General features: G+C 46.8%; 26 protein-coding genes. 14 read left to right on the forward strand and 12 right to left on the reverse strand.

Going from position 1 to position 24,513, the window contains the following annotated elements:
* Positions 1-235 precede the first annotated feature (235 nt).
* Positions 236-1,411 carry a pyridoxal phosphate-dependent aminotransferase gene (locus tag Q366_RS00510; RefSeq protein ID WP_035235354.1) on the forward strand — a complete coding sequence of 392 codons (1,176 nt, stop codon included), beginning with the start codon at positions 236-238 and terminating at the stop codon, positions 1,409-1,411.
* A gap of 135 nt (positions 1,412-1,546) precedes the next feature.
* On the opposite strand, the gene tsaA is transcribed toward Q366_RS00510, so the two are convergent.
* Positions 1,547-2,023, reverse strand: a complete 477-nt coding sequence (gene tsaA / locus Q366_RS00515; RefSeq protein WP_035235355.1) for a tRNA (N6-threonylcarbamoyladenosine(37)-N6)-methyltransferase TrmO — start codon at positions 2,021-2,023, stop codon at positions 1,547-1,549.
* Between the two features lie 16 nt (positions 2,024-2,039).
* Positions 2,040-2,258, reverse strand: a complete 219-nt coding sequence (locus Q366_RS00520; protein WP_035235356.1) for a hypothetical protein — start codon at positions 2,256-2,258, stop codon at positions 2,040-2,042.
* 251 nt (positions 2,259-2,509) lie between these two features.
* Here Q366_RS00520 and tnpA point away from each other — a divergent pair, with 251 nt between their 5' ends.
* The 3 genes from tnpA (at position 2,510) to Q366_RS00535 (ending at position 4,213) form a co-directional block, all read left to right on the forward strand.
* Positions 2,510-2,944 (forward strand): IS200/IS605 family transposase, encoded by a 435-nt coding sequence (gene tnpA, locus Q366_RS00525; RefSeq protein WP_035235357.1) that lies wholly within the window; start codon positions 2,510-2,512, stop codon positions 2,942-2,944.
* A gap of 289 nt (positions 2,945-3,233) precedes the next feature.
* Complete coding sequence (locus tag Q366_RS00530; RefSeq protein ID WP_211251849.1) at positions 3,234-3,440, forward strand: hypothetical protein; 207 nt, start codon at positions 3,234-3,236, stop codon at positions 3,438-3,440.
* A complete protein-coding gene (locus tag Q366_RS00535) occupies positions 3,440-4,213 on the forward strand; it encodes a class I SAM-dependent methyltransferase (RefSeq protein ID WP_035235360.1) in 774 nt (257 codons plus the stop codon). The genes Q366_RS00530 and Q366_RS00535 overlap by 1 nt, the downstream gene beginning before the upstream one ends.
* Positions 4,214-4,304: 91 nt before the next feature.
* Here the strand turns inward: Q366_RS00535 and Q366_RS00540 are convergent, their stop codons facing one another.
* Positions 4,305-5,057: an MBL fold metallo-hydrolase gene (locus Q366_RS00540; protein ID WP_035235361.1), complete on the reverse strand. Its 753-nt coding sequence runs from the start codon at positions 5,055-5,057 to the stop codon at positions 4,305-4,307.
* Between the two features lie 383 nt (positions 5,058-5,440).
* Here Q366_RS00540 and Q366_RS00550 point away from each other — a divergent pair, with 383 nt between their 5' ends.
* The gene (locus tag Q366_RS00550; protein ID WP_035235364.1) at positions 5,441-5,851 is read left to right on the forward strand and encodes a zinc ribbon domain-containing protein; all 411 of its coding nucleotides are present in this window, start codon (positions 5,441-5,443) and stop codon (positions 5,849-5,851) included.
* A gap of 118 nt (positions 5,852-5,969) precedes the next feature.
* Here the strand turns inward: Q366_RS00550 and vapC are convergent, their stop codons facing one another.
* The 3 genes from vapC to Q366_RS00565 all read right to left on the reverse strand — a co-directional run bounded on the left by vapC (position 5,970) and on the right by Q366_RS00565 (position 8,795).
* Complete coding sequence (gene vapC, locus Q366_RS00555; RefSeq protein ID WP_035235365.1) at positions 5,970-6,386, reverse strand: type II toxin-antitoxin system tRNA(fMet)-specific endonuclease VapC; 417 nt, start codon at positions 6,384-6,386, stop codon at positions 5,970-5,972.
* On the reverse strand, positions 6,386-6,619 hold the full coding sequence (gene vapB / locus Q366_RS00560) for a type II toxin-antitoxin system VapB family antitoxin (protein ID WP_020586094.1): 234 nt from the start codon (positions 6,617-6,619) through the stop codon (positions 6,386-6,388). Before vapB ends, vapC begins: the two co-directional genes overlap by 1 nt.
* Before the next feature lie 295 nt (positions 6,620-6,914).
* Positions 6,915-8,795 carry a DUF294 nucleotidyltransferase-like domain-containing protein gene (locus Q366_RS00565; protein WP_035235367.1) on the reverse strand — a complete coding sequence of 627 codons (1,881 nt, stop codon included), beginning with the start codon at positions 8,793-8,795 and terminating at the stop codon, positions 6,915-6,917.
* Positions 8,796-9,357: 562 nt separating this feature from the next.
* Between Q366_RS00565 and Q366_RS00570 the strand changes: the two genes are divergently transcribed.
* The 5 genes from Q366_RS00570 (at position 9,358) to Q366_RS00590 (ending at position 13,348) form a co-directional block, all read left to right on the forward strand.
* Positions 9,358-10,230 (forward strand): hypothetical protein, encoded by an 873-nt coding sequence (locus Q366_RS00570; protein ID WP_245619833.1) that lies wholly within the window; start codon positions 9,358-9,360, stop codon positions 10,228-10,230.
* 93 nt (positions 10,231-10,323) lie between these two features.
* A complete protein-coding gene (tnpB, locus tag Q366_RS00575) occupies positions 10,324-10,680 on the forward strand; it encodes an IS66 family insertion sequence element accessory protein TnpB (protein WP_035235369.1) in 357 nt (118 codons plus the stop codon).
* Positions 10,681-11,080: 400 nt separating this feature from the next.
* Positions 11,081-11,872, forward strand: a complete 792-nt coding sequence (locus Q366_RS00580; protein WP_035235734.1) for a TIGR04255 family protein — start codon at positions 11,081-11,083, stop codon at positions 11,870-11,872.
* 4 nt (positions 11,873-11,876) lie between these two features.
* Complete coding sequence (locus Q366_RS00585; protein ID WP_156968076.1) at positions 11,877-12,506, forward strand: hypothetical protein; 630 nt, start codon at positions 11,877-11,879, stop codon at positions 12,504-12,506.
* A gap of 47 nt (positions 12,507-12,553) precedes the next feature.
* Positions 12,554-13,348, forward strand: a complete 795-nt coding sequence (locus Q366_RS00590) for a hypothetical protein (RefSeq protein WP_156968077.1) — start codon at positions 12,554-12,556, stop codon at positions 13,346-13,348.
* Between the two features lie 465 nt (positions 13,349-13,813).
* Here the strand turns inward: Q366_RS00590 and Q366_RS00595 are convergent, their stop codons facing one another.
* The 6 genes from Q366_RS00595 to Q366_RS00620 all read right to left on the reverse strand — a co-directional run bounded on the left by Q366_RS00595 (position 13,814) and on the right by Q366_RS00620 (position 19,172).
* Positions 13,814-14,536, reverse strand: a complete 723-nt coding sequence (locus Q366_RS00595) for an ABC transporter ATP-binding protein (RefSeq protein ID WP_051957728.1) — start codon at positions 14,534-14,536, stop codon at positions 13,814-13,816.
* A complete protein-coding gene (locus tag Q366_RS00600; protein ID WP_035235374.1) occupies positions 14,520-15,266 on the reverse strand; it encodes an ABC transporter ATP-binding protein in 747 nt (248 codons plus the stop codon). The genes Q366_RS00595 and Q366_RS00600 overlap by 17 nt, the downstream gene beginning before the upstream one ends.
* A gap of 2 nt (positions 15,267-15,268) precedes the next feature.
* Positions 15,269-16,267, reverse strand: coding sequence for a branched-chain amino acid ABC transporter permease (locus Q366_RS00605; RefSeq protein ID WP_051957729.1), 999 nt, complete (start codon positions 16,265-16,267; stop codon positions 15,269-15,271).
* Positions 16,264-17,142, reverse strand: coding sequence for a branched-chain amino acid ABC transporter permease (locus Q366_RS00610; RefSeq protein ID WP_051957730.1), 879 nt, complete (start codon positions 17,140-17,142; stop codon positions 16,264-16,266). Before Q366_RS00610 ends, Q366_RS00605 begins: the two co-directional genes overlap by 4 nt.
* 12 nt (positions 17,143-17,154) lie before the next feature.
* Positions 17,155-18,369 (reverse strand): ABC transporter substrate-binding protein, encoded by a 1,215-nt coding sequence (locus Q366_RS00615; protein WP_035235377.1) that lies wholly within the window; start codon positions 18,367-18,369, stop codon positions 17,155-17,157.
* Between the two features lie 155 nt (positions 18,370-18,524).
* Entirely contained in the window at positions 18,525-19,172 is a 648-nt protein-coding gene (locus tag Q366_RS00620) for a class I SAM-dependent DNA methyltransferase (protein ID WP_035235380.1), read from the reverse strand.
* Positions 19,173-19,726: 554 nt separating this feature from the next.
* Between Q366_RS00620 and Q366_RS00625 the strand changes: the two genes are divergently transcribed.
* The 4 genes from Q366_RS00625 to Q366_RS00640 all read left to right on the forward strand — a co-directional run bounded on the left by Q366_RS00625 (position 19,727) and on the right by Q366_RS00640 (position 24,508).
* Positions 19,727-21,541, forward strand: a complete 1,815-nt coding sequence (locus tag Q366_RS00625) for a thiamine pyrophosphate-dependent enzyme (protein WP_035235383.1) — start codon at positions 19,727-19,729, stop codon at positions 21,539-21,541.
* Positions 21,542-21,546: 5 nt separating this feature from the next.
* A complete protein-coding gene (locus Q366_RS00630; protein WP_035235386.1) occupies positions 21,547-22,095 on the forward strand; it encodes a 2-oxoacid:acceptor oxidoreductase family protein in 549 nt (182 codons plus the stop codon).
* A gap of 4 nt (positions 22,096-22,099) precedes the next feature.
* Positions 22,100-23,389, forward strand: coding sequence for a phenylacetate--CoA ligase family protein (locus Q366_RS00635; RefSeq protein ID WP_035235389.1), 1,290 nt, complete (start codon positions 22,100-22,102; stop codon positions 23,387-23,389).
* A gap of 99 nt (positions 23,390-23,488) precedes the next feature.
* A complete protein-coding gene (locus Q366_RS00640) occupies positions 23,489-24,508 on the forward strand; it encodes a TRAP transporter substrate-binding protein (RefSeq protein ID WP_035235392.1) in 1,020 nt (339 codons plus the stop codon).
* Positions 24,509-24,513: the final 5 nt, after the last annotated feature.

Genomic DNA, 24,513 nt, shown 5'->3' on the forward strand with positions numbered 1-24,513 from the left:
AAACACCGTTGGAATATAATTCGATATTTATCAAATTCAAGGGCTCAAGTCTCTTTTGATCTTGTTCTGCCGGACTGGGATGAATCGTCTGCTCCGCAGGATATCACCAGAATATGTTTCATGAGATTGCCCTGTGTGTGGAAAAATTAAAAGTTTTGGTTTAATGCGTTTTACGTTATGGTGGCTTTTTTAAATACTGATTTACACTTAACATACAAAAGAGGTAGGTACTGCCATGCCCATTGCAGACAAGATGGTCGGAATAGTAAAATCCGCATCCATGATCAGAAAAATGTTTGAGGAAGGCATCCGGATGAGAGAACAGTTCGGGGCTGATAATGTGTTTGATTTTTCTTTGGGAAATCCCGATGTGCCGCCGCCGCCGGTGGTCAAGGAAACGGTTCTGGACCTGGTCAACGATGCCGCAACCTCCCATGGATATATGCCCAATGCAGGATATCCCTGGGTGCGCCAGGCCATAGCCGATTACCTGAACGCCCAGTGCGGCGTTGGGATGACTTCGGATTTGGTGATTATGAGTGTGGGGGCCGCGGGTGCTTTGAATGATACCTTAAAAGCCCTGGTCAATCCCGGCGAAGAGATCCTGGTGCCGGCCCCCTATTTTGTGGGGTACAACCAGTACGCCTTTATTGTCGGAGCCAGCCTTAAAACCGTCTCTGCCAGGCCCGACTTTCATCTGGATCTTGGGGCCATTGAAGCAGCCATTAATAAAAATACCCGCGTTATGCTCATCAATTCCCCCAACAATCCCACGGGCGTGGTTTACACCAGACAGGAGCTGGACGAACTGGGTCAGCTTCTGGAAAAGAAAAGCCGGGAGTTTGGTAAACGCATCTACCTGCTTTCGGACGAACCCTACCGCAAGATCGCCTATGATGTGGATGTGCCCTGGATGTTCGGCGTATATGACCATACCATTGTCCTGACCTCCTATTCCAAGGAACTCTCCCTGGCCGGCGAACGTGTGGGATATCTTGCGGTTCATCCTGGGGCTGAAGATGCGGAACTGATTGCGGTAGCCGCGGGCGTGGCCAACACCATGATGTTTGTGAACGCCCCGGCCCTGTTCCAGCAGGTGGTGGGAAAACTGCAGGGCGTGTGTGTGGATATCGACATCTACCGCAAACGCAGGGATATGATTTGTGAGGGGCTTGCGGCTGCAGGCTACGAATTCAACATCCCCGAAGGTGCATTCTATCTGTTCCCCAAGACCCCCATTGAAAATGATGTGGAATTTGCGGGTCTGCTTAAAAAAGAGAACATCCTGGCCGTTCCCGGTTCCGGATTTGGCGGCCCCGGCCATATCCGGCTCTCCTATGCTGTGCCTGAACAGGCCATTGTAAACTCAATGGCCGGGTTTAAACGGGCTATGGCACAGGCAACGGGTTAATTTTATATTAATTCGTGAATTCGGGGACATGCATGTAATTAATGCCTGCCCCCGAATTACCCCCAACGTTGCATAAAAATTTTTTTTAATTAATGAGGTTCACAGCATTTTAATGAATGAAATCGGCTGAATCTGTCAGATAAACCTGCTGTCTGAGGTCATGGTTTGGGCTTTAACCTGGTTTTCCTCCAGCCACCCCGACCGGACATTTTCAGTTTTGGCATCAAAGCCCGGCACATACGGCTTAATGTCAATGAGCGGGGTGTTGTTCAAAACATCAATATCCAGAATATCAATAGTGTTTTTTTCCCTTTTGACCAGGCGAACAATGGACAGCCCGATGGGGTTGGGACGCCGGGGCGCCCGGGTGGAGAACAGCCCCCTTGGTTCAGTATCCATAAAAGGCGTGAGCACAAGATCAAATCCCTCGGACTGGTGAAAATGGTAGAGCAGGATCAGATGAGAAAATCCGTCAATGTCTGACAGGCCTTGTTCATACTCCGGATGGATGATAATCCGGCCCTGAACATCTTTGGCGCCGGCAGGCTGAATCGGCATGCCTTCGCGGTCTTCAAACGGTGTCTCTATTGTACCGATGTAAGTGATTTGCATAATAATCTCTTCTTGATCATTCTTCTTGATTGATTTCTTCAAGTTTTGTTTTCAATATCCTGATGATCGTTTCACAGGTCAAAACATTTTTTTCCCGTCCCTTATTTTCATAATACATCTGATTTAGTTCAGTTTTCTCAATGGCTTGTTTAAGGTTTGATTTTTGTACGGTATGAGACAATTGTTCCCATGATCTGGTTGTTTCTTCTGCCTGTGTTGCGCTTGTAGATTCCACCGTTTGAGTACCTGAGATTCGGCAAAAATTCTCACTTACAGTTACATTTCACGGGAAAAAAACTTTCTCGTAAGATGGGAATTTTAAGATAGCAGGAACCGCCCATGCCTTGGCATCCTCCTCCCCCCTTTGGGGGGGATAAGAGGGGGGGGGCTACGATTCTTTATTTAAGATACCTAAATTTTTTTTATTGTCCCAGTCGGTAGTAAAAACTATGGACTTTAGTCCAAGACTTTTAGTATCTGAATTGTATGAGGTCATATCGAAAAGGTTCACATACGGTACATGATTTAAAAGTCCATTTAGTGTGGGTGACTAAATATCGGTATCAAGTGCTGACTGAAGAGGTTGGGTACCGATTGAGAGATCTCATTCGCCAGGTTTGCGATAGTTATGATATCCATATTATCCAAGGCCGTGTCAGTAAGGATCATGTCCATCTCTATGTCTCATATCCGCCCAAACTTTCGATAAGCGATATGGTCCGTTTCATGAAAGGGAGAAGCTCCCGAAAAATCCAGGAAGAATTTCCTCAACTTGGTAAACGCTACTGGGGTAAACACTTTTGGGGAATTGGTTATGCCGCGTTTAGTTCTGGTCATGTGACAGACGACATGATTCAGGAATACTTGAAGCATCATGAAAATCATCCCAATCATCAGGATGATAATTTTGTGATTGAATGATTTTCAATCGTAACACACAAGCTTTAGCTTGCCCCTTTCAGTCAGCTTTAGCTGAGAGCGAGACTTTCAGTCTCGATAGCATTCTATGGGCTTCCAGCCCATAGTGGTTGAATTTGAAAAAGATATTTTTTTGTAAAATAACTTGGGACGCATTTAAATTCATTTTGATAACAGGATGTTACGCCAAGTTTTAAAAGTGAGATTTTTTTTCTCATGGCCGATACCTTTTCAAATTTAATCAAAGTACATTCGTAACTCATTGATTTTAGGTTTCAATAGGTATTGAAGCTTGAGAAAAAAAGAGGATTCGTTCATGGGAATCTACACGGGTTTCGCTCCTGCCGGCAAATTAGGGTTTAAAGCACCATATCCGATCCCGGAAGAACATGCGGGCGCCTGGATGGTAATTGAGCTTTCTTCCGGGATTATCGGCAAAGCCAAGGGAACGGTGGAATGTTCTGATGTACTTAACCAGCCTCAGCATTGGAGAGAATAATGAACGATGAATATAAATCAATTCATAAGTTTGATTTGGAATTGATCGGCCAATATTTTGCGAGTCTGAAACGACAGGGGCCGGGGAGCCCGGAAGTAACCATCAAAGCATTGAGTTTTATCGACAATCTTAACGATAAATCACTTGTTGCAGACATTGGCTGCGGATCAGGTGGACAGACAATGATATTAGCACAGCATGCACCGGGGAATATTACAGGGATCGACATATTTCCTGCCTTTATCGACCTGTTTAATCAGAATGCTGAACAACTTGATCTTCAGGATAGAGTCAAAGGTATTGTTAAATCAATGGATGATCTTCCCTTCAAGGATGGGCAGTTGGATCTTATATGGTCCGAAGGTGCGATCTACAATATTGGCTTTGAACGGGGACTTAATGAATGGCGCAAATTTCTGAAAACAGGGGGCTATCTTGCAGTTTCGGAAGGAACATGGTTTACAGAGGAACGCCCTGCAGAGATCGAAGCGTTCTGGATGGATGCCTATCCGGAAATAGACACGGTTTCCAATAAGGTGGCGCAGATGCAAAAATCCGGGTATATGCCGGTCGCCGCTTTTATTTTGCCTGAAAACTGCTGGACGGCAAATTACTTTGCGCCCAAAGTAGAAGCAGATGAAGTTTTCTTGAAACAGAATGCCGGCAACAAAAATGCCGAAGAATTTATCGCAAACCAGCGGCATGAAGCTCAACTATATCAAAAGTACAAAGATTACTATGGGTATGCTTTTTATATAGGGAAAAAAATTTAAACCGTTTTTTAAATTTTCGATACAAAAGACGGCATATCGCCGGCCAATTCACCGGGTGGCATACAGCTCCCCGGTGAATTGGAAACATGCGCTATTTTAAAATCCGGATGTCAACGTCATCAAATCCTTTCATTAATTCAATGAAGCCCGGCACTTGATCCTCTTCGTTGCTTGTCGTGTGATAAGGATAAACCAACCTGGGCTTAAATGCCTTAACGGCATCGGCTGCCATTGCTGAATCCATGGTATATGGCAGATTCATCGGAATAAAGGCCGCATCAATCTTTTCCAAAGCTTTCATCTCCGGCGTGTTTTCAGTATCTCCTGCCACATAAATGCGCTTATCTGCGAATGTGAGGATGTATCCGTTGCCTTCACCCTTTGGATGAAAGGGCGTACCGTTTTCACGTTTATGGACCAGGTTGTATGCCGGGATGGCCTCGATTGGAAATCCACTCACTGTTTTTTTGTCTCCATTTGCCATGAGGATCGGAGACCATTTCATGGCTTCGATTTGTTCAGCGCATTTTTGAGTCATCACAACAATGGTGTTATCTTTTATGATTTGTTCCAGAGCCGCTATATCCAAGTGATCTCGGTGATGATGCGTAATCAGGATCAGATCCGCTTTTGGTAGGGATGTATAATCTCCAACCTTTGTCCATGGATCGACATGGATTATTTTCCCGCTATATTTAAACATAAGGGTTCCGTGGCCGATCAAGGTTATTTTCAAATCGCCTTTTGCCGTTGGAATTATGTCTGTTTCGGCTGCTTGAGCATAAATTCCCATTCCGAATACAAATACCAATGAAACCATGCCTGCCAATAAAAATAGTATCATTTTCTTCTCCGTCTTAATTCAAACATATGGCATCATAGAAAACAGATATTGGCACCAGGAGAAACTTGCCGGATGCCGTCAAAGCCATTTGTGCGTGTAAATTTTATCCACGTTACATAAAACAATTTGAAAAATCAATAATCTCGTTCATTGTGCCGCTGCCGTTGGTACGATATATATCACGGAATCTAAAATTTAAAATTGAGCAGAATTGTATGAGTGAACATGTGATTGAGAATATAAGAAAATACTACCTTGAGATGCTGCCGTTCAACAAGGTTCTTGGAATTGATATCAAAAATTGACCTTTACAATGAACAGGATGTCCGGATCGCTACAGGAACCGGCACTTATCTGATTGGCTGAAAAAAGGGGGAGGGGAGATGAAACCTTGTCGCGAATGCCGGCACCAGATATCCGAACAAGCAATGGCTTGTCCGCAGTGCGGAGCACCGTTCCCAGCCAAAGAAAAATGGGATGGCTGGGGTTTTGAATACAAATCAAAAGCAATCCTGTTCGGGTGGCCATGGGTTCACATCTCATTCAAGTACAGTCCAAACAGGATACCTGTCCCGGCAAAAGGCATCATCGCCATCGGACAATTTGCATGTGGCATTTTCACATTATCCCAATTCGGGTTTGGTGTTATCAGCGTCAGCCAGTTCACTGTTGCCGGCTATGCTCTGGCCCAATTTGCCGTAGCATATTCGTTGATCGCGCAAATAGGAATCTACCTTCACGAAGGACATGGACAACTCGTCAAGAGCATTGCAGAGCTGATAAGAATGTTCTAAGGCGGCAGAGCCGCAGAAAATAGAGACTGGAAACTAGAAACAAGAAGAAAGGAGTCTAACAATTTCTTGTTTTTTGTGACAGAAGCTCAGGAGTAAGGCACTAACGTCATAAAAAAGATTAAGGGCTTGAGCTTGTTTCTATCCAATTTTCGAGCCGTAAACCATCGACTCTCACAAACTCACGTATGTTGTTAGAAACCAGGATTAAAGATTCACTTCGGGCATGGCCTGCAATATGCAGATCATTGACCCCGATAGAGGTACCTTTCTTTTCTAAATCCGCTCTGATATTTCCATAGTGGGCGGCGGCATTATCATCATAGGGAAGGACTTCCAGACGGGATACAAAATCTTCTACTTTTCGCAGATTGTGTGACACCATAGCGCTTTTTTCAACACCATGTAATAATTCTGCTAACGTGATTGAACTAATACACATCCGGCCTGCATGGGCGTTAAAAATGTCCAATACTTCAAGTGGTCGACGCTTAATCACATAAATAACGATATTGGTGTCCAACATATATTTCAGCATTAAAAAGATTCCCTTTCTGATTGTTCTTGTGAAGCACGTTCCGTCATAAAATCATCTGAGACGCCATCTTCAGAAAGAAAAAAGCTATCCCATGTGTTTTCCACAGGTGAAAGTATACGGTCTTTGCCGACAACACGCACAACAACTTTTTTCACATTTTCCGGGAATCGGCTGTCAACCGGTAATCTTACCGCTTGGGTTCTATTATTTACAAAGACGGTTCCTACATCCATGGCCAGTCTCCTATAATTAGTTCGCTATATATGTAAAGTATATAGCATGGAAGTGTATTCAGCAATGGTAGATAGTGCTGATTTTTGTACATATGATTTTTCCTCCCAACCACTTAAACTTATCTACCACGTTTTCAGCTTCCGCAGGAGTAACAGGGATAGTCTGATGTGGTGATTTATCCTAACGCGGGAACCCCGCAACCAAATGAAAATATTTAATCCAAAGCTTTACGGTGAATTTTGTGACCTCTTGTCAAGGCTGAACAGATATTTCCAGATTGACATAATTTCTGGTCTACCGCTGGTATCGATACTTCATCACTGACTGCATGTTACGAATCACCAGGAATGCTTCTTTAAGGAGGTTGCGATCAACATGCGAAAGGTTGTCCGGTGACACAAAGTTGTCCATTTCCTTGCCGGCTTTGACCTGTCTTGCCTGGTGCTGGATGCGCAGATTGCTTATAAACTCAAGCGCATCGTGCAGATCCCTGGCACTGTCGTTAGAGATAGCTTTGCTGCTTTCCATCAAATAAAGGCGATCCAGGGTGTTGATTGCGTTACTGCACAGGGCAAGGGCGTAGATACGGACAAGGTCCACAATGGGGACAATGCCGTTGAGCTTGACATCAAATGTATGGTCGTGTTCTCCTCCTTTGATTAATACAAAATTACGAAAAAATCCAAGTGGTGGTTGGCGGGAAAGCGCGTTCCTTGTCATATGGGCCAGGAAGATACGATTGCCGCGGGTCTTGCCTAATACATGCTCACGCAGGTTTTGAAACAGGCTCCGGTTGCCGTATATGCAACGTAAATCAAAAAAAACACTGGTCAGCATCAGGGCTTCGGGCTCAGGCTGGTCAATCCACTGGTTGAAATTTTTTTTCCAGACTTTCAGGGGTTGGCGCCAATCATAGTTGGTCGCCATCATGTCGCCGGGGCAGTAGACGTAACCACAGGCGTTGAGTCCATCACAGACATGTCTGGCCAGCAGACTGAAGTATTTGCTATGCTCTTTGGGAATGTAATCATCCGCCAGGATCAGGATATTATCCTGATCCGTCTTGGCAATCTGTTCCTCTCGGGCCTGGGAGCCAGCGGCGACCCAGGCGTAGGTCACGGGAGCAGGCCCCAGTCTTTTTTCGGCCAACTGAAGCAGACGTGTAGTGACGGCATCTGTGATAGACGTAATCAGGTGCCCTGCGCTCATGGCTGTTGCCCCGGAGGCGACCAGATTGACCAGCAGCTCGGGGATCTTTGCCGTTACCTCCTTTATCTTGTCAATATCAGTGTGTTTGTAGATATCACCGACAATATCGACCGTAGAGCAGGTGTGCTGTCTGGTGAGATCCGTGGCGGTAATCATGCCCGCCAGGCGGTTGTTGGCCATCACCGGCATATGATGGACGTTGTAGCGGGCCATTTGAAGTTGGGCCTTAAAAACAAAATCGCTGCTGTTAATCCTAGCCGGGTTCTCGGTCATGATTTCACTTACCCTGTCGTTAAGATCCAGGTCCTTGGCAATAACCCGGTTGCGCAGGTCACGGTCGGTAACAATCCCGATCAGTTTTTGTTCGCGGCGTTCTGGTTCGTGGTATATAAGGATTGAAGATACACGCTTTTGGTTCATTACCTGGGCAATCTCCTGTATGGTGGCTGTAACCGGCACTTTGACCGGGGTGCGGCGTAACAGTTCCCTGACCGGTGTAAGCATCAAGTTGAGCTGGGCCTGATCACTTTGACTGAACAGGCTTATGGCTTGACGCTGCCATCTACTTTGCACTTCATCCGAGGTATCGAAGAAACTGTTGAGCTGGGCATTTTGATCGCAAATCCAGCATAGATCAGCAGCGCAGAGCTGATATACCAGGGTGTCCTCCATGGCAAATGCTTTGAGCTTGTCCCGGCTTCCGACGTGGGATGAACGATATCCAAACATATCATTTTCACCGAGGCGGGCCTGCAGCTCACCGTTTGCTGTATTAAGTTCCACCTTTCCGGTACGGATCAAGTAAAAGTGATCAAACAGGGTTCCGGTATCGGGTATCTCGGAACCTTTGCGAAAATAGCGTATCTGTAGCTTTTCCGGCAAGTCGGACAAGGTTTTTTCCGACAATAGGCCAAATGGATGGTTGTTTGCCAGAAAGCTGCGTATTTCCTGTAATTCAATATTCATCTACCTTATTTAATTCCTTTTTAAACCGGCGAAAACCATCCTTAAAATCGATGATTAACCCCAACGTTGCAGACGTCATAAGGATTTGAGCTTCAAGGCATACGGTTGAAGTTGTCGTAATCTACCACAAAACTTTGATAACGCCGAAGATAAAATTTTCATGGCTTCCCCGAAGGGTAAAAATTTTAAGTCAACTTTTACCGCCGGCCATGACCGCCAACACCTGTTCATCGGTGATAACATTTTACAAGCAGAATTTTAGGAACTGGGTAAAGCGGAAAAGTCTTTTTCTTGACAGCCACTTGCTTCACAGGGAAACTCCAAGGTGGTCTTCCATACAAAAAATGGATCTTGTTTTGGAGGTAGTCTTCACCTAAAACACTTCAGTTTGATCGGCCCAATTTTATATCTCAGGTCCTCAATAACAAAAGGGTCCAACAGCGCTTCCATAAAGGCTTTGGAAATATATGAATTGCATCTAAAAGAGATAGAGAGTAAGGATAAGAACTTAAAAATCGGAGAAAGCACGTTTTCCTGGTGATTCAATCATTGGGAGTAGCTTGTGGGGAAAAAAGCGAAAAAGATGAAGAAAAGGAGACTTAAGAAAAAGATGTCAATCCATGATACCACCAACAGGCAATCGCTGGCGCGCAGAATAGAGGTGTCAGAGGATTCAATGCCTCGAGGTGAGAATGACGGGAGAAGGCTCCTAACTACGATGACCAAAGAAATTTATATGCTGGCCAGATTGCATTATGATTTGTTGAATCCAGAAAAAATAAGTCGGGTGTTTTTAAAGCTTCGTTGTATGGAACATGATCCGGTTCAAGATAGATGGGTATGGCTGTACGAGGCGGAAGCTAAGAGATTGAAGTTCAAGGGCACATATAAGGATATTCCTATTGAAAGAAGACCGATCGTTCTTGGGGCTTTTTTCTTCAGAAACAAGGGGGAAATGATTCTGGATCTCAATTCCTTTGACCGGGCCATCAAAGCAGTCGTGTTTTTCGACAAGTATTTACCAAGAAAAGCCGCTAAGGCCAAAGACATCACTGTTTTGAACAAGTTTCATGATGGTTCGAAAGGCTTTGTCCCTAAACATCAGGATTTTTTCGATAAGGGACTGGAAGAGGTGATTGATCCCGATGGCCTGATTGACGGCCTGAGGAGGGATACGTCCACTATCGAGAACCCTATAGAAAAAGCCAATGCCGCATATCCCCTAATGATGGAAGGGTTTCAAAAATCCATTTCGGAAGTTGAACGTATGCCCATTCATTTCTATGAAGATGGGATATCCAGCCTAAAGGGGCGTCTCTCCTTGCGAGAAATAATTGCCATGCAGCATTGGCAAGGAAATAGCGATTATTCGCTCAATAATGTGTTCGAGCAGATCTTGCAACTGATGTTGCCATCACCGAAACCCGAAAAATAGAGGGGGGGGGGATCGGGTCAGGTTTTGATTATATTTATAACCAATGAAAGCATCGGATAAACCTTTGACAGGCTTAAGGAATCGACAAAAAACATGATATACATACCACCACAGTCAATTATTTTCGCGATTCCAGAACATATCAGTTTTGATATTTCTATCGATCAAATAACAGGCATTTGTAAAAGATACAGATTAGATTATTTCTCAGGAGATATTTATGCCTTCAGAGATAAAAATGAAATCCAAATAGGCTTACTAACCTATGATGGCCATGGAATTCAATGGTGTATAAAAAGATACTCAGAGGGAAAAATCAGTTGGTGGCCTCATGATACTGAAGTTGTACAATTGTTGCCAAGAGATCTACAAATCATGCTTTGGGGTGGTAATCCCAGCAAAATTAAAATGCCAGATATGTGGAAACCAATTCAGAATCTAAAGCGGTAAAGCGCAATTTTTTTAAATGAAAACAGCGCCTCAAATATTACGATTTGATCTGCCTGATTTTGCATATCAGGCCCACAATAACAAATGAAATCAACGCCTTTACTGGCAAGGATTACACACTACATAAATACCATAATTGCTCAGTCTATTTTATGTCATTAAATTGTTTTTGGTGAGTTTTCGTACAGTAACGGAAATAATAAATAAAGAAAGTGTCCCTCGCGTTTCTACGCTATGATTGATTCCCAAGAAATAATTATTAGTTCCCACTGGAATTACAGTCAGCATACCGATCCTGAATCGAGACTTTTGTTTTCAACGAAATCCCAATCTTGACACACTGTCAATCAGGATGTAAAGTGTCAAGTAAGATGTAAACTTAAAATGGGGAGGGATGGATATGGGCAAAAAAATGAGTAATGCTCCAGTGTATTTTACTATTGCACAGGTGCGATTCAATTCCATCCTTGCGTTGGAATCGTATGCACCAAAGATTCAAGAATGTCTGAGGAAACAGCAGTATCCAGATGTAAAGCGAGGGGTCATCTCCACCTTAAATATTTCTCCTCCAATGGTTGAGGGTGAGGGTAATCCCCACATACCAGTGAGCCAAACTCGTCGATTTATGTTTTCCAACATGGAAGGCACATCGGGGTTTATTCTTGATGAGGGCGCCTTGACCCTTCAAACTACAAAATATGAAACGTTTGAGAAGTTCTCAGAAGACTTCTTAAAAGGGTTAAAAGTAGTGCACGAGGTGGTTGAACTATCCTACGTTGACCGAATTGGCATTCGTTATCTTGATGCAGTTTTTCCCAAGGATGGTGAGAATCTATCTAAGTATTTGACGGAATCAGTTCTTGGGATCGCTGATAAATTGGAAGGAAACACAATACATTCATTTTCCGAAACGCTCGTAAGAAAGGATGAAATTAATCTTCTTGCAAGGACGATTATTCAAAATGGGAAATTGGGTTTGCCTCCCGACATACATTCGAGTATGCTTAAAATTGACGAAAAATTTATAAATTTACATGGGTTGCATGCTATTCTTGATACGGATGGCTTTATTGAACTACGTGAATCTTTTAACCTGGAAAAAGTACGTGAACGTGTTGATGCAATACATAATGAGATTATCAAGGCCTTTCGTTTAACTATTACGGATAATGCCTTGAAAGTCTGGGAGTGATTCTATGAATTCAACAGGATCTGATGAAAATTACAGGAAGATGCGCTGGCCTGGTCAAAAAGCTGTTGCTGCTGGAGTTATAGCATTTGGCCTTTGTGTCGGAACGGGTGGCGCAGCCACTCCCGCTTACATGAAGGAGAGAGGAACGAAAGGATATGCATTTGCAAATTATAGCCCAATCATAACATCAAGTAAATTAGCTGGAGTGCGTAGCCCAGCAGATAATCTTGATCAAATTAGAAGTATTTTACATCCAGCAGTGACAGACCTTGCAAATGCACTTGGAGTTTCTCGTCAAGCAGTCTACTCATGGCAAGCAGGAAAAGCAATCGCGCCAGAAAATGCTGCTCGTTTAGCCGATCTTGCTCAAGCGGCGGATGTTTTTGCAAAGGAAGGGCTAATTGCAACTGCACAGATACTTAAAAGACGTATCTCAGAAGGAAAAAATTTCTTCGAAATAGTTAGAGATGGAGGTTCAGCCCAAACAGCAGCCTATACACTGGTTGAAATCCTCCGTCGTGAAGATAGCCAACGCAATTCCTTGCAAACAAAGCTTGGTAATAGACCTCGCCTCTCCCGTAACAGCTATGATGATCTTGGTACTCCTGTTTTCAACGAGAAGGTTGATATTTAATGGTGGATTGGGAGCGTGGGGGAATACTATGGCGGCAAGGACAGTTCATGACTGGAGATGACGCTGTAACTCTTAAGCTTGTAGCCCCGGAGAAAAAGGGTTTAGAAATTCCTATTATCATTTCTCATGATTGTGATATCTCCAACAACCCAGAAGTTGAACCTGAAATAGAAATCATTATTGGAACAATCATTACGGCTATCGACGGGAATTGTACCCATTCCAAGAACGCTAGAAAACTTCATTTATCGGCAAAGCATGGGGACACTGACGCTCACTTTGAACTATGGGCGACGAGTAAACAGTCAATATCTAAGCAGAGCCTACTTCCATTGCAGCCTGATTATGGATTTAAGCTTCTTGGAAAAGAACTTTTAACTCTCCAGCGCTGGTTGGCAGCAAGGTATCATCGTTCTGCATTTCCAGATGAATTTGACCGTCGTCTTAAAGAGCAGAAGGGACTGTACAAAGCCATTTTTAAAACCCTTAAGCCTTTAGGTCAGCATATTATCGCTGTTTTCTTTGACATCGACAATGGTGAAAATGTTGAAAAAGAAGCTGATGATTTATATCTGCTTGATATTTATCTTTTATATAGCACAGAGATAAACCCCTTAGCGGCAGAAGCTGCAACCCAAAAGGCAGCACAATCTATTTCCGAAGCCTTTAAAAAGTTTTGCTTTAACGCTGATAGCGGCAGTTGGCAAAATATTGAGCTCGTCGGTTGCCAGCCAATTGCAGATGAGGTAATAACTTATGCTCAATCTCAACAACTTAAAAAGTGGAATATTGACTATCTTAGCTTTCGTGATGATCCGGTACAACCGCTGCTTACATATTAAAGGACTTTATTGTTGTCACCTTATTTAGGTAGAAATCAAGGAGCGCCTCTTTTGATTCTTAAAGTTTAAAACAGTTAAAGCGACACTTATGTCTATTTATGCTCGCCAAGGCCTATTTCAAAGCAGCGCTCAATAACAGAAGCATTGTGGGGGATTAGCTCAACTTTCAAACTGCAGACTATGTCAAAACCGGAATCCCTCCAATGATGGGTTCAGAGGTCCAGACTATTGTTAATAGCCATGGCTATTTTCAGCCCATCATTAGCACTCTTAAAGGTGCGAAAATATGAAATCAGAAAGCTCATTTTATATCTGTTTTCGTGTTGATTTGTCTTTGTGCCGTATTTATGGGAGACACTTCGGCAGACCGGGAGCTGACTTTCGGATTTTGTTGTGTGGGGGGGGACCCGGGTCAAATGCCCGGTTTACCCGTGGTGGTGATCAAAAATTTTTCCTATGCCGGGTTTAAACCGATAAATGGGATTGAATGATCTCAGGATTATCCTCAAGCTGTCGGGTGGTCAGATTATTGACAATTTCCCCCCGGGTGTCCATAAGATAGTGCCTGTCGGCGACCTTGAGTGCCATTTGGTAATTTTGCTCGACAATCAAAAGGGTGATCCCCGATTGGACGCAAAATTTTAAAACCACATCCGTAATGGTCTGGACCAGGATCGGTGACAGACCCTGGGAGGGCTCGTCCATGATAATGATCCGGGGATTACTGATCAGGGCCCTGCCAATGGCCAGCGTCTGCTGTTGACCCCCGCTCAGGGTGGCGCCGTCCTGATGGGATCTGTCGGCCAGCACCGGAAAATGCCCGCACACTTTTTCATATGTCCAGGCATTTTCACCGCTGCCTGGCCTGGCTGCCAGGCGCAGGTTTTCCTCAACACTCAATCCCGGAAAAATGTGGCGTTCCGCAGGCACATAGGCTACCCCCAGCCGGGAAATTTTGTGGGGCTGCCACCGGGTGGTTTGCCGGCCGTCAATATAGATGTTGCCGGACCGGGGCGGGGTCAGGCCCATAATGGATCTTAAGGTTGTGGTTTTCCCGGCACCGTTACGCCCGATAATTGAAACGGCTTCCTGCTCGTACACGTGCATGGAAAGCCCCTGGATAACGTGGCTGTCGCCGTAATAGGTCTGCATATCTTCAATTTCAAGGATCTTATGCCGCTTTTCCAAGGTATGCCTCTCTGACCTGCTGATTGTTGCGAATTTCCTGGGGTGTACCTTCTGAAATGATGCAACCGTCCTGGAGGACCGTGATCCGGTCTGAAATCCGCATGACCATATCCATATCGTGCTCCACCAGGACAACGCTGATATCACTGGCCAGATCTTTGATCAAGTCTGCAATATGATGGGTTTCCGAAGGTGACATGCCGGCTGTTGGTTCATCCAGAAACAGAATTTTGGGGTCTCCGGCCATGGCAATGGCAACCTCCAGCACCCGCTGGTCACCATAGGCCAGGTTTTTGGCCGGCAGGGCAGCCATCTTCTCTAACCCCAGCCGTTCCAGCATGGCCCATGTATCTTTAATGACCGGTTTTAATTTTTGTTTCAAAGAAAATATGCGAAAAGAGCCCCCGACTTTGGCCTGTCTGGCAATTCTCAAGTTTTCAAATACACTTAAGTTTTCAAACAGGCTGTTGATCTGGAAGGTCCTGGAGATACCCATTTTAACCAGTTCATGGGTGGGCGTGTTGGTAATGTCTTTATCCTTGAACAAAACCTTGCCGGAACTGGCCCCGATTTTTCCGGTGACAATATTGATAAAAGTGGTCTTTCCGGCACCGTTGGGACCGATAATCGAGGTTAATCCATTGTGGTCAACATTGAAACAAACATCATGGGTTGCCATTACACCGCCGAATTGGCAGCATAAATTCTGTGTACAAAGTAATCCTTTCATGGTTACTCCTTTCTCAATCGTCTGATATGACCGGCCAGGCCGGCAAATCCGGTCGGCATGAACAGGACAAGAAAGATGACCACAAGCCCGAGAAAAATCTCCCAATGCTCTGTCATCGTACTGATGTAGTCCTGGATATAAATAAAGAAGACCGCACCCGCCAGAGGACCCCAAAGTGATCCCATGCCGCCCAAAAGGACCATCATAAGGACACCGGCCCCGGCAAAGGCACTCATGGTGGACGGGCCGACATAGCCTTTATACAGGATAAATAAGGCCCCTGCGATGCTGGCGAGCAGGCAGGCCATCATCCAGCCAAGCAGTTTGTATTTTCTAACATTAATACCGATAAAGGCGGCCCGGCTCTCATTTTCGCGAATGGCTTCAAGGGCCGCGCCAAAAGGTGAATTGATGATTCTCCGGGTGAGGAAAAAACAAAAGGTTACAATGATCAGTGTGAACATGTAAATCACCAGCGGGTCCCCGGAATTTCCGATATAGATACCGAACAGGCTGATATCCGGATTGGGCATTCCCATTAATCCGTCATCCCCGCCGGTTACATCATACCATTTCCATACAATGGTATGGAACATCATGCCGAATGCCAGGGTCAGCAAGGCAAAGGCCAGCCCCCCGGTCCTGACCTGGACCCACCCCACGGGCAGGGCCACAACACAGGTAAAGGCAATGCCGGCCAAACAGGCCAGCCAGAAGGATGTCGGGGATACATGGATTAAAAACAATCCCACCGCATAGGCACTGATTCCAAGATAGGCGTTGTGCATGAACGACAACAAGCCGGTGTAACCTAAAAGCACGTCCAGACTCATGGCCAGTAGCCCGTATATCATCATTTCAGTGATGAGGCTGATGTAAAACCGGTTGCCCGAGACAAAAGGAAACACGGCCAGGCCGGAAAGGAGAATGATAATAAAAACAATTTTAACGGGATGAAACCCTGATCTGATGCCGGGTATGGTTGTTGTGCGATTCATCATTCAAACTTTCCCTCACCAAGAAGACCACGGGGCATGAAGGCAAGGATAACCGCCATGAGGATGTAAACAATTACCATTGCCAGGTCTGTTATAAAAAATTCAGCCAACGTCTGGACCACGCCGACCAGGAGGGCTGCAATGACTGCGCCGCGAAGGCTTCCAAGCCCGCCGATAACAATGACCACAAAAGAACTGATCAGCATTTCCCCGCCCATCAGCGGATCAATGGTGGTCAGCGGGCCTGCAATAATTCCTGCCAGTCCGGCCATGACGCATCCAAGAACAAATGCCCCCATATGCACATAGCTCATGTTCACGCCCAGACAAGAAACCATTTCGGGGATTGTGCTGGATGCCCTGAGGATAATCCCGATTTTTGTCTTGTTTAAAAACAGCATTAAAGCGCCCATGATGAGTATAATCAGCAGTAGCGTCATCAGCCTGAAAACCGGGTAGTCCGTACCGAGTATGGGCAGGGTGCCCTGCATGAATCCCGGCAGCTCGATGAAACGGGGTTTGTTCCCCCAGATGTATTTGATCGAGCCGTCAAGAAAAAACATCAGGCCATAGGTCAGGATCAAGGTGTATGCCATGGATCTTTTTCGCATGGGGGCAATAATGGTGCGTTCGATGATCAGCCCGATCACCCCCACAATGAGGGGGGCAATCAAAAGTGCGGCAAAAAAGTTTAACCCCGATGCCACAAGTGAAAAACCTACGTAGGCTCCCACGGCGTACAAGGCGCCGTGCCCCATATTCATTATACGGCTCAGCCCGTAAGTAATGTTCAAACCGATGGCTACTATGAGAAACACGCCGCTGAGAACAAGGCTGTTCAATGTAATATCGACTATAATACCCAGTGTTCCGCTCATAATTTAAGGTCACTATCCCTTTGTATCGTCATGGGTCTCCTGTTCAGGAGGGCCAAGCTCGGCTGCCGGGAATGTATCCAGCACTTTCATATATACCTTGGCACCAAAAGGATTGTCCGGTGCGGCCATGGTTTCCGTCAGAACGGCATCATTGCGCATGCAGTTGTCTTTTGCGGAGATCCGTACCGTACCGTAGGGACCGTCGTAACTGATTCCCTTGAGGGCTGCCGCAATGGCCTTGGCATCCGTACTCCCGGCTTTGTCAATGGCGTTAAACAGGTTCATGGCCCCCACATAGCTGTGAACGGCCGCATCCGAGGGGATGGTTTTATATGTGTTCCAGAACCGCATCTCCCAGTCGTCAGAGGTCGGGTTGTTAACATCCCAGGACCAGTCCGATACACCGAAAATACCGTGGCAGGCCGTTCCGCCGGCTGCCAGTTCCAGGGGGCCGGGGGCTGCGGCGGAAACCAGTTTCACTTTGCCCTGGAGGCCGAAATCAGCGGCCTGTTTGGCAAAAACCGGAATCACGTTGGTGATAAATGCCATGTATACGCCATCTGCTCCGGACGCCTTGATCTTACTGATATAAGATGACCAGTCCTTTGTCTTGATGGGGGCTTTGTCATAGTTTTCGTTATAAATTTTAATCCCGTTCTTTTTGGCCAGTGCGATAAATCTTTCCCCGGCATCATGCCCCCAGGAATAATCGTGGACAAGGACGTAATAGGTTCGGTTTTTCAGGTCGGGCCGTGCCAGGATTCCCTTGACATTGCCGACGGCTGTCTGGTCATTGGCCAATTGTCCGGATCTGAAAACCATGGGGTGCAGACCATAAAATTTGGTGGTCATGACATGGGTGCTTAAAAAGGGCACATTCAGCTTGTCAATGTTTTTGGCAAGGGCAAGGCCCACGCCACTGGATAAAACACCGATCAATGCCTTGCAGTCATCTTTGTAAACCAGTTTTTCCGCCTTTGAAACCGCAATGGGCGGTTTTACCTGGGTATCTTCAACCAGCAGCTTAATGGGACTTCCAAGAACCGTTCCTTTTTCCTGGGCAGCCATTTCAATGCCGTACTTCATTTCCAGTCCGCCCTGGGCGGCAATTCCGGTCAGGGGTACCAGCACTCCTATTTTAACAGGCTTTTTTGCACACACCGGACAGGGTGCAAGGAACATTACAGCGATCATAATACTTAATGAAATCGTGATAAGTCTTTTCATCTGAGAACCTCCTGGTAAAGCAATTTGGCGAAAATTATTTTCCGGCATCGGCAGCAATGGCTGTGCCGGCCGTACGGTCGCCCCTGGGACCGGCAGCACAGCTGCCGGTCCCAGGGCTGAAGACGTTATGGAAACGTCTTATTCAGGCGGGAGGATTACAATACGCGGTATGCGTAGTAAACAATTTTTATTTTATCAGAAAAGTCTTTATTCCCTGGCAGATAAGGCTTGGGGGAGGAAACGAGGACCTCTTCCAGGGTCTTGTCGGCCTTGATGGCTTCAAGTTGTCCGGTAAATTCATCATCAATCATATCTGTACGATGGGAAAAAATCACCATGCCGCCGGGTGTGGTAATCCGGGCAAATTCGCGGACAACATCAGGCACATCTTGCACATAGGTGAGTGTGCCAATGCAGATGAGATTGGCAAACTGGTTATCGTCATAACGGAAGGGTTTTTCATGCATATTAACAATGTGTACATCTTCATACACCCCCTTTTCCATGGCAACGGCGGCAAAATCAGGGCTTAGGTCAAAACCGACAATGCTTTTAAATCCGCTGGCATTCAGCGCTTCACCGGTTAGTCCGCTGCCGCATCCGGCATCGCATACGGTGCCGTCAACCTGCGTGTATTTTTTCAATAGTGCAGCGGCTTTTTCCGGTGCGTCATAATCCCAGCTTTTTACTGAGTCTTCGTAGTCTTTGCCCCATGTGTTGTAATATTCCTCAACTTCATTATCTGCCTGACTACCTTCTGCAAACCATTTGTCATTGCCCAGGGCTTCTTTTTGTAGTGCCAAAACATTCTCCTTACTTTTTGGTTAGCGGACCGGTATTCATCCGCCGTTATGTTAAATACAGAACCTAAAAATCCCGTAAAAAATCAACGCGATTGTAATTTTAATTCTCACATATTTTTTTTTAACATTACTTTATCTACATAATATCCCATACAAGGTCAAGGAAAAATATATAGGGATCGATATATTTTGTTTGTGTTAGGACCGGTTTGACGTCATTTTAACATGTATTTATTGCTGGCTCAGCATGGTGGTGTCATGCCGGGCATAAAAAATCAACATTCTATTATGATTATTAAAATATTCTAAATATATAATATTTATACCGGTTGGAATCAAGATTGATTCTATCGGATTCACTATATCGTGCTGGAAATAAAATACAGGTCCGGGAACGATACCATCCACGCATAATCCATGTTTTATACAGCGCCTTTGCCGGCCCATGCGCAAAAGCGCTTAACTTCCCACAAATAAATTGATTTTTATTTGATTTTTTGACATGTTACTGTCCGCAGAAACGAATAACTATGATTTAAGGTTTTATATAAATAATGAATACAAAACGATTAATACTGGGAAATGAGGCATTGGCCTATGGTTTGCTCAAAAACGGCTGCCAGATGGCCTGCGCCTACCCGGGTACCCCTTCTTCGGAAATATTGTCCGCTGTTGTTTCCTTGAAAAAAGAGATGGATCTGGATATTCACGCCCAGTGGGCCGTGAATGAAAAAGTGGCATTTGAAACCGCTTACGCGGGGGCCCAGGCAGGGCTTAGAACAGCGGTTGCCATGAAGCAGGTTGGACTGAACGTGGCTGCCGATCCTTTGATGAGTTCCGTATACCTGGGCGTGAAGGGCGGATTTTTAGTGATCAGCGCCGATGATCCAGGCCCCCACTCCTCCCAGACCGAACAGGACTCACGCCTGATGGCCGTCATGGCCAAGCTGCCGGTGCTGGATCCGGATTCCCCGGGCCAGGCGGCCGAACTTGCGGGTATTGCCTTTGAACTGTCCGAAGCCTTTGAGATTCCGGTGATGCTGCGGCCCACCACCCGGGTGTGTCACTCCCGCCAGAGCATGGATGTGGAAAAAATTGAGATGACGCGGCGTGAGGCAGCGTTTGACAAAAATCCGGGCAGATGGGCGGCAACGCCTAAATTCCGGCTCCAGCTCCACAAGGAACTGGAGGCCAAACTTACCAAAATCGCAGATTACGAACCCACCCGCCCCCGGCTGGTATCCGGCACGGCCAAAGGGTGTGGCCAGGCCATTGTCGTGGCAGGTGTAGCTGCGGCCAATGCCAGGGATATTATTAAAGAAAGAAGCCTGGACATCCCCGTGTACCAGGTGGTCCAGCCCTTTCCCTTACACAAGGAATTTATCAGGCAAATGAATGCCTACGACGAGATCCTGGTTCTGGAAGAAACCTGGGGGGTCATCGAGATGCAGTTGGCAGACAAAAACCGGGTCAAAGGGAAAAACACGGGCTTTATCTCTCCGGTGGGCGAACTATTGCCCGAAAACGTGGAAGAACGGATCTGCGCCTTTGCCGGTGTGGATTATCAGGCCCCGCAGATCACCATGCTGCCGGGAAGACGTCCCACCCTGTGCGCAGGCTGCCCCCACCGGGCCAGCTTTTACGCCATTAAAAAGGCTGCCCCCAAGGGTATCTTCACCAGCGACATCGGATGCTACACACTGGGCTGCAACCTCGGGGCCGTGGACACGGTCACCTGCATGGGCGCAGGCATCAGCCAGGCTGCCGGCTTCACCATTGCCTATGCCAAAAACGAAAAGCAACCGCCTGTTTTCTCCACCATTGGTGACTCTACCTTTTTCCATTCCGGTATTCCCGGCTTGATTGAAACCGTCACCAAAAAAATTCCTTTTGTTCTGGTGATTCTGGACAACCGCACCACGGCCATGACCGGGCACCAGCCAACACCGGCCTCGGGACGGGACGCCTCGGGCGATTCCTGTATTGCCGTGAATATTCCTGCCATTGTCAAAGGTTGCGGGGTGAATTTCATCAAAATTGCAGACCCGTATGATCTGCCCGCATTTATCGACATTCTCAAAGAGGCAAAAGCCTATTGCAAAGAAAACGGACCAGCCGTGGTCATTGCCGAACATCCTTGTCTGCTGGACATGGACAGGGCCGAACTCAAAGCATCCTTTAAAAAAGTAATCGTAAACAAGGATATCTGTGACGGCTGCGGATATTGCGTAAGCCACTTTGAATGTCCGGCCCTGGGTCTGAACAACGATACCGAACAGGTCTGCATTGACCCTGGCCTTTGCACCGGATGCGCTGTCTGTTCATTTGTCTGCCCCAAGGACGCACTTGTACTTGAAAATCAGGAGTAAATATCATGTCAAATAATCAGCAGATTATCATTTCAGGTCTGGGCGGGCAGGGGGTTCTTTTCATTACAAAACTGCTTGCAGGCGCCGCCATGGCGGACAATCTTCCCGTACTTACATCGGAAACCCACGGCATGGCCCAGCGGGGCGGCAATGTGATTTCCTATCTAAAAATCGGCGAATTTTCAGGACCGCTGATCCGGCCTGCCACGGCAGATGCCTTGATTGCCCTGAAACCAGAAAGCTTTGCCCATCATTCTTATTTTCTTAAACCCGGCGGTCTGGCCGTGGTGAACAGCCCCAATCCTGTTGAAGATGACAGATACCGGGTATGTTGTGGAGACGCCACTGCCCTGGCTGAAAAAGCCGGCAATGTGCGCAGTGAAAACGTGGCCATGCTGGGATTTTTCCTGGGTGCCATGAAAAATGACACCCATATATTCAGCCCGGACAGCCTTGCCCGTATGATCAAGGAGAAGTTCCAGGCAAAACCTGCAGTGGCTGAAAACGTATTAAACCTGCTTGGGTCAGGCATGCAACTATTTGAAAAAAGGTAGATTAATGAGTTTTATTCCTTCAAACATAACCGGCGAACAAATAGCCGATATCCAGGAACAGGGTCTGAAATGGACCGTCTCCCACGCCTATAACAACAGCCCCTATTACCAAAAAAAGATAGAAGCCGCAGGTTGCCGTCCCCAAGATATTAAAAGCCTGGATGATCTTGAAAATCTGCCTTTTACGGATAAACACGACTTTCTTGAGGATTACCCTTTTCCACTGCGGTCCGCCCCAATGTCCGACATCGTACGAATCCACGGATCTTCCGGAACCACGGGCAAAAGAAAGATTCTGTGCTATACAAAAGAGGACGTGGACAACTGGGCCAACATCTTTGCCCGGTGCTATGAACTGGCCGGCATCACCAAAACGGACCGGGTTCAGATTGCCGTGGGCTACGGGCTCTGGACTGCAGGTGTCGGCTTTCAGAACGGCTGCGAACGCCTGGGCGCCATGGCCGTGCCCATGGGGCCTGCCAACGTGGACATGCACATTGACATGCTTTTGGATCTTGAATCCACGGTTTTCTGCGCCACTGCGTCCATGGCACTTCTTCTGTCCGAAGAGCTTGAAACGCGCAAACTGACGGACAAAATCAAACTGAAAACCATCATCCTGGGCGCCGAACGCCACAGTGCGTCCATGCGCAAACGCATCCAGGAGATCACCGGGGCTAAACATATCCATGATATCTACGGCATGACCGAGCTTTACGGCCCCGGTACCGGCCTTGACTGCACAGAACACGCAGGGCTCCATTACTGGGCCGACCATTTTATCTTTGAAGTGATTGACCCGGTCACCCTGAAACCGCTGCCCGCCGGAGAAGAAGGAGAGCTTGTGGTCACCACCCTGAAAAAACAAGGTACGCCTTTAATCCGTTACCGCACCCATGATGTGACCCGGCTGATCCCCGGGGCATGCGCCTGTGGCAACCCCTTTCCCCGGCATGCCCGAATTTCCGGCCGTACTGACGACATGTTCATTTTCAGGGCCGTAAACATCTATCCCAGCCAGATTGATCATATCCTGGGCGGTATTGACGGGGTGGGCAGCGAGTACCAGATCCACCTGAACCAGGATGCCGACGGCAGGGACTACATGACCATCCGGGTGGAGCGCACCAAGGATGCAGGTGCAGGAGAAAACAACGGCCTGGCTGACCAGGTGTCCGCCCAGATCCGTAAAAAACTGCTGGTCAGGTCCCGGGTTGAAATGGTGGATTACGGCCATCTGCCCCGGACAGAAAAAAAGAGCAAACGGGTGTTTGACAACCGCTCCTCTGAATAAATTATCGCCCTTGGGGCGGGTGTTAAGTTTTCGGTGTTAGGAAATGGAAATTCCTATACTTTAAAGTTACTCCCTGCGGGGAAAGACAAAGGAGTTAAAATGAAACAGGTATCATTATTTTTCTGTGTTCTGGCAGCCGTTGCCCTTGTTTCCGGAACAGTCCCTGGAACGGTTCAGGCCAAAAAAGTCAGCCTGAACTATGCCAATTTCCCCCCGGCCCCCACCTTTCCCTGCGTGCAGATGGAACGATGGAAAGAACAAATTGAAAAACGCACGGACGGCGCCGTACAGATCCATACCTTTCCCGGGGGCACGCTTTTGGGCGCCAAAGACATGATGGACGGGGTCATCAATGGCCAGGCCGACATCGGCTGCATCTGCATGGCCTACCAGCCTGGCCGTTTCACCGTGACCAATGCCACAAGTCTGCCCCTGGACATTCCCGATGCCAAAACCGGCAGCCTGGTGCTTTTGGACCTGTACAACAAATACCAGCCCAAGGCCTTTGACAAGGTCAAGGTTTTAACCATGTTTGTCACAGCACCGGCCAACATCATGTCCAAGGCACCGGTGGCCGAGCTTTCCGACCTCAAGGGGCTGGACCTGCGTGCCTCCGGCGGCGCTGCCCAGATTCTTAAAGCCTGGGGCGCCAATCAGGTGGGTATGCCCATGTCCGACACCCCCGAAGCCCTGCAAAAAGGTGTGGTCAAGGGGCTTTTTTCCTCTTTGGAGGTCATGAAGGATCTCAAATTTGCTGAAATCTGCAAATACATCACCATCACCGACACCGTGATCTATCCCTTTGCTGTAATCATGAACAAAGGCACCTGGGACAATCTGCCCGGCCATGTAAAACAGGTCATGGACAGCATGATAGAGGAGCAGTCTGCCTGGACCGGCGAATACATGGACCAGCATGTCAGCGATTCCATTGCCTGGTCAAAGAAAGAACATCAGGTTGAGGTGATTACGCTGTCACCTGAAAAAAAGGCTGAATGGAATGCGCAACTGGCCCCCATTACGGAAAACTGGATCAAAACAGCCAAGGAAAAAGGCCTGCCCGGAGACCAGATTGTAAAAGATATTAAAACACTTGTTTTAAAACGCACCGCAAAATAGTCAGA

The sequence above is a fragment of the Desulfobacter vibrioformis DSM 8776 genome, assembly GCF_000745975.1.
GTDB classification, from domain to species: Bacteria; Desulfobacterota; Desulfobacteria; order Desulfobacterales; family Desulfobacteraceae; genus Desulfobacter; species Desulfobacter vibrioformis.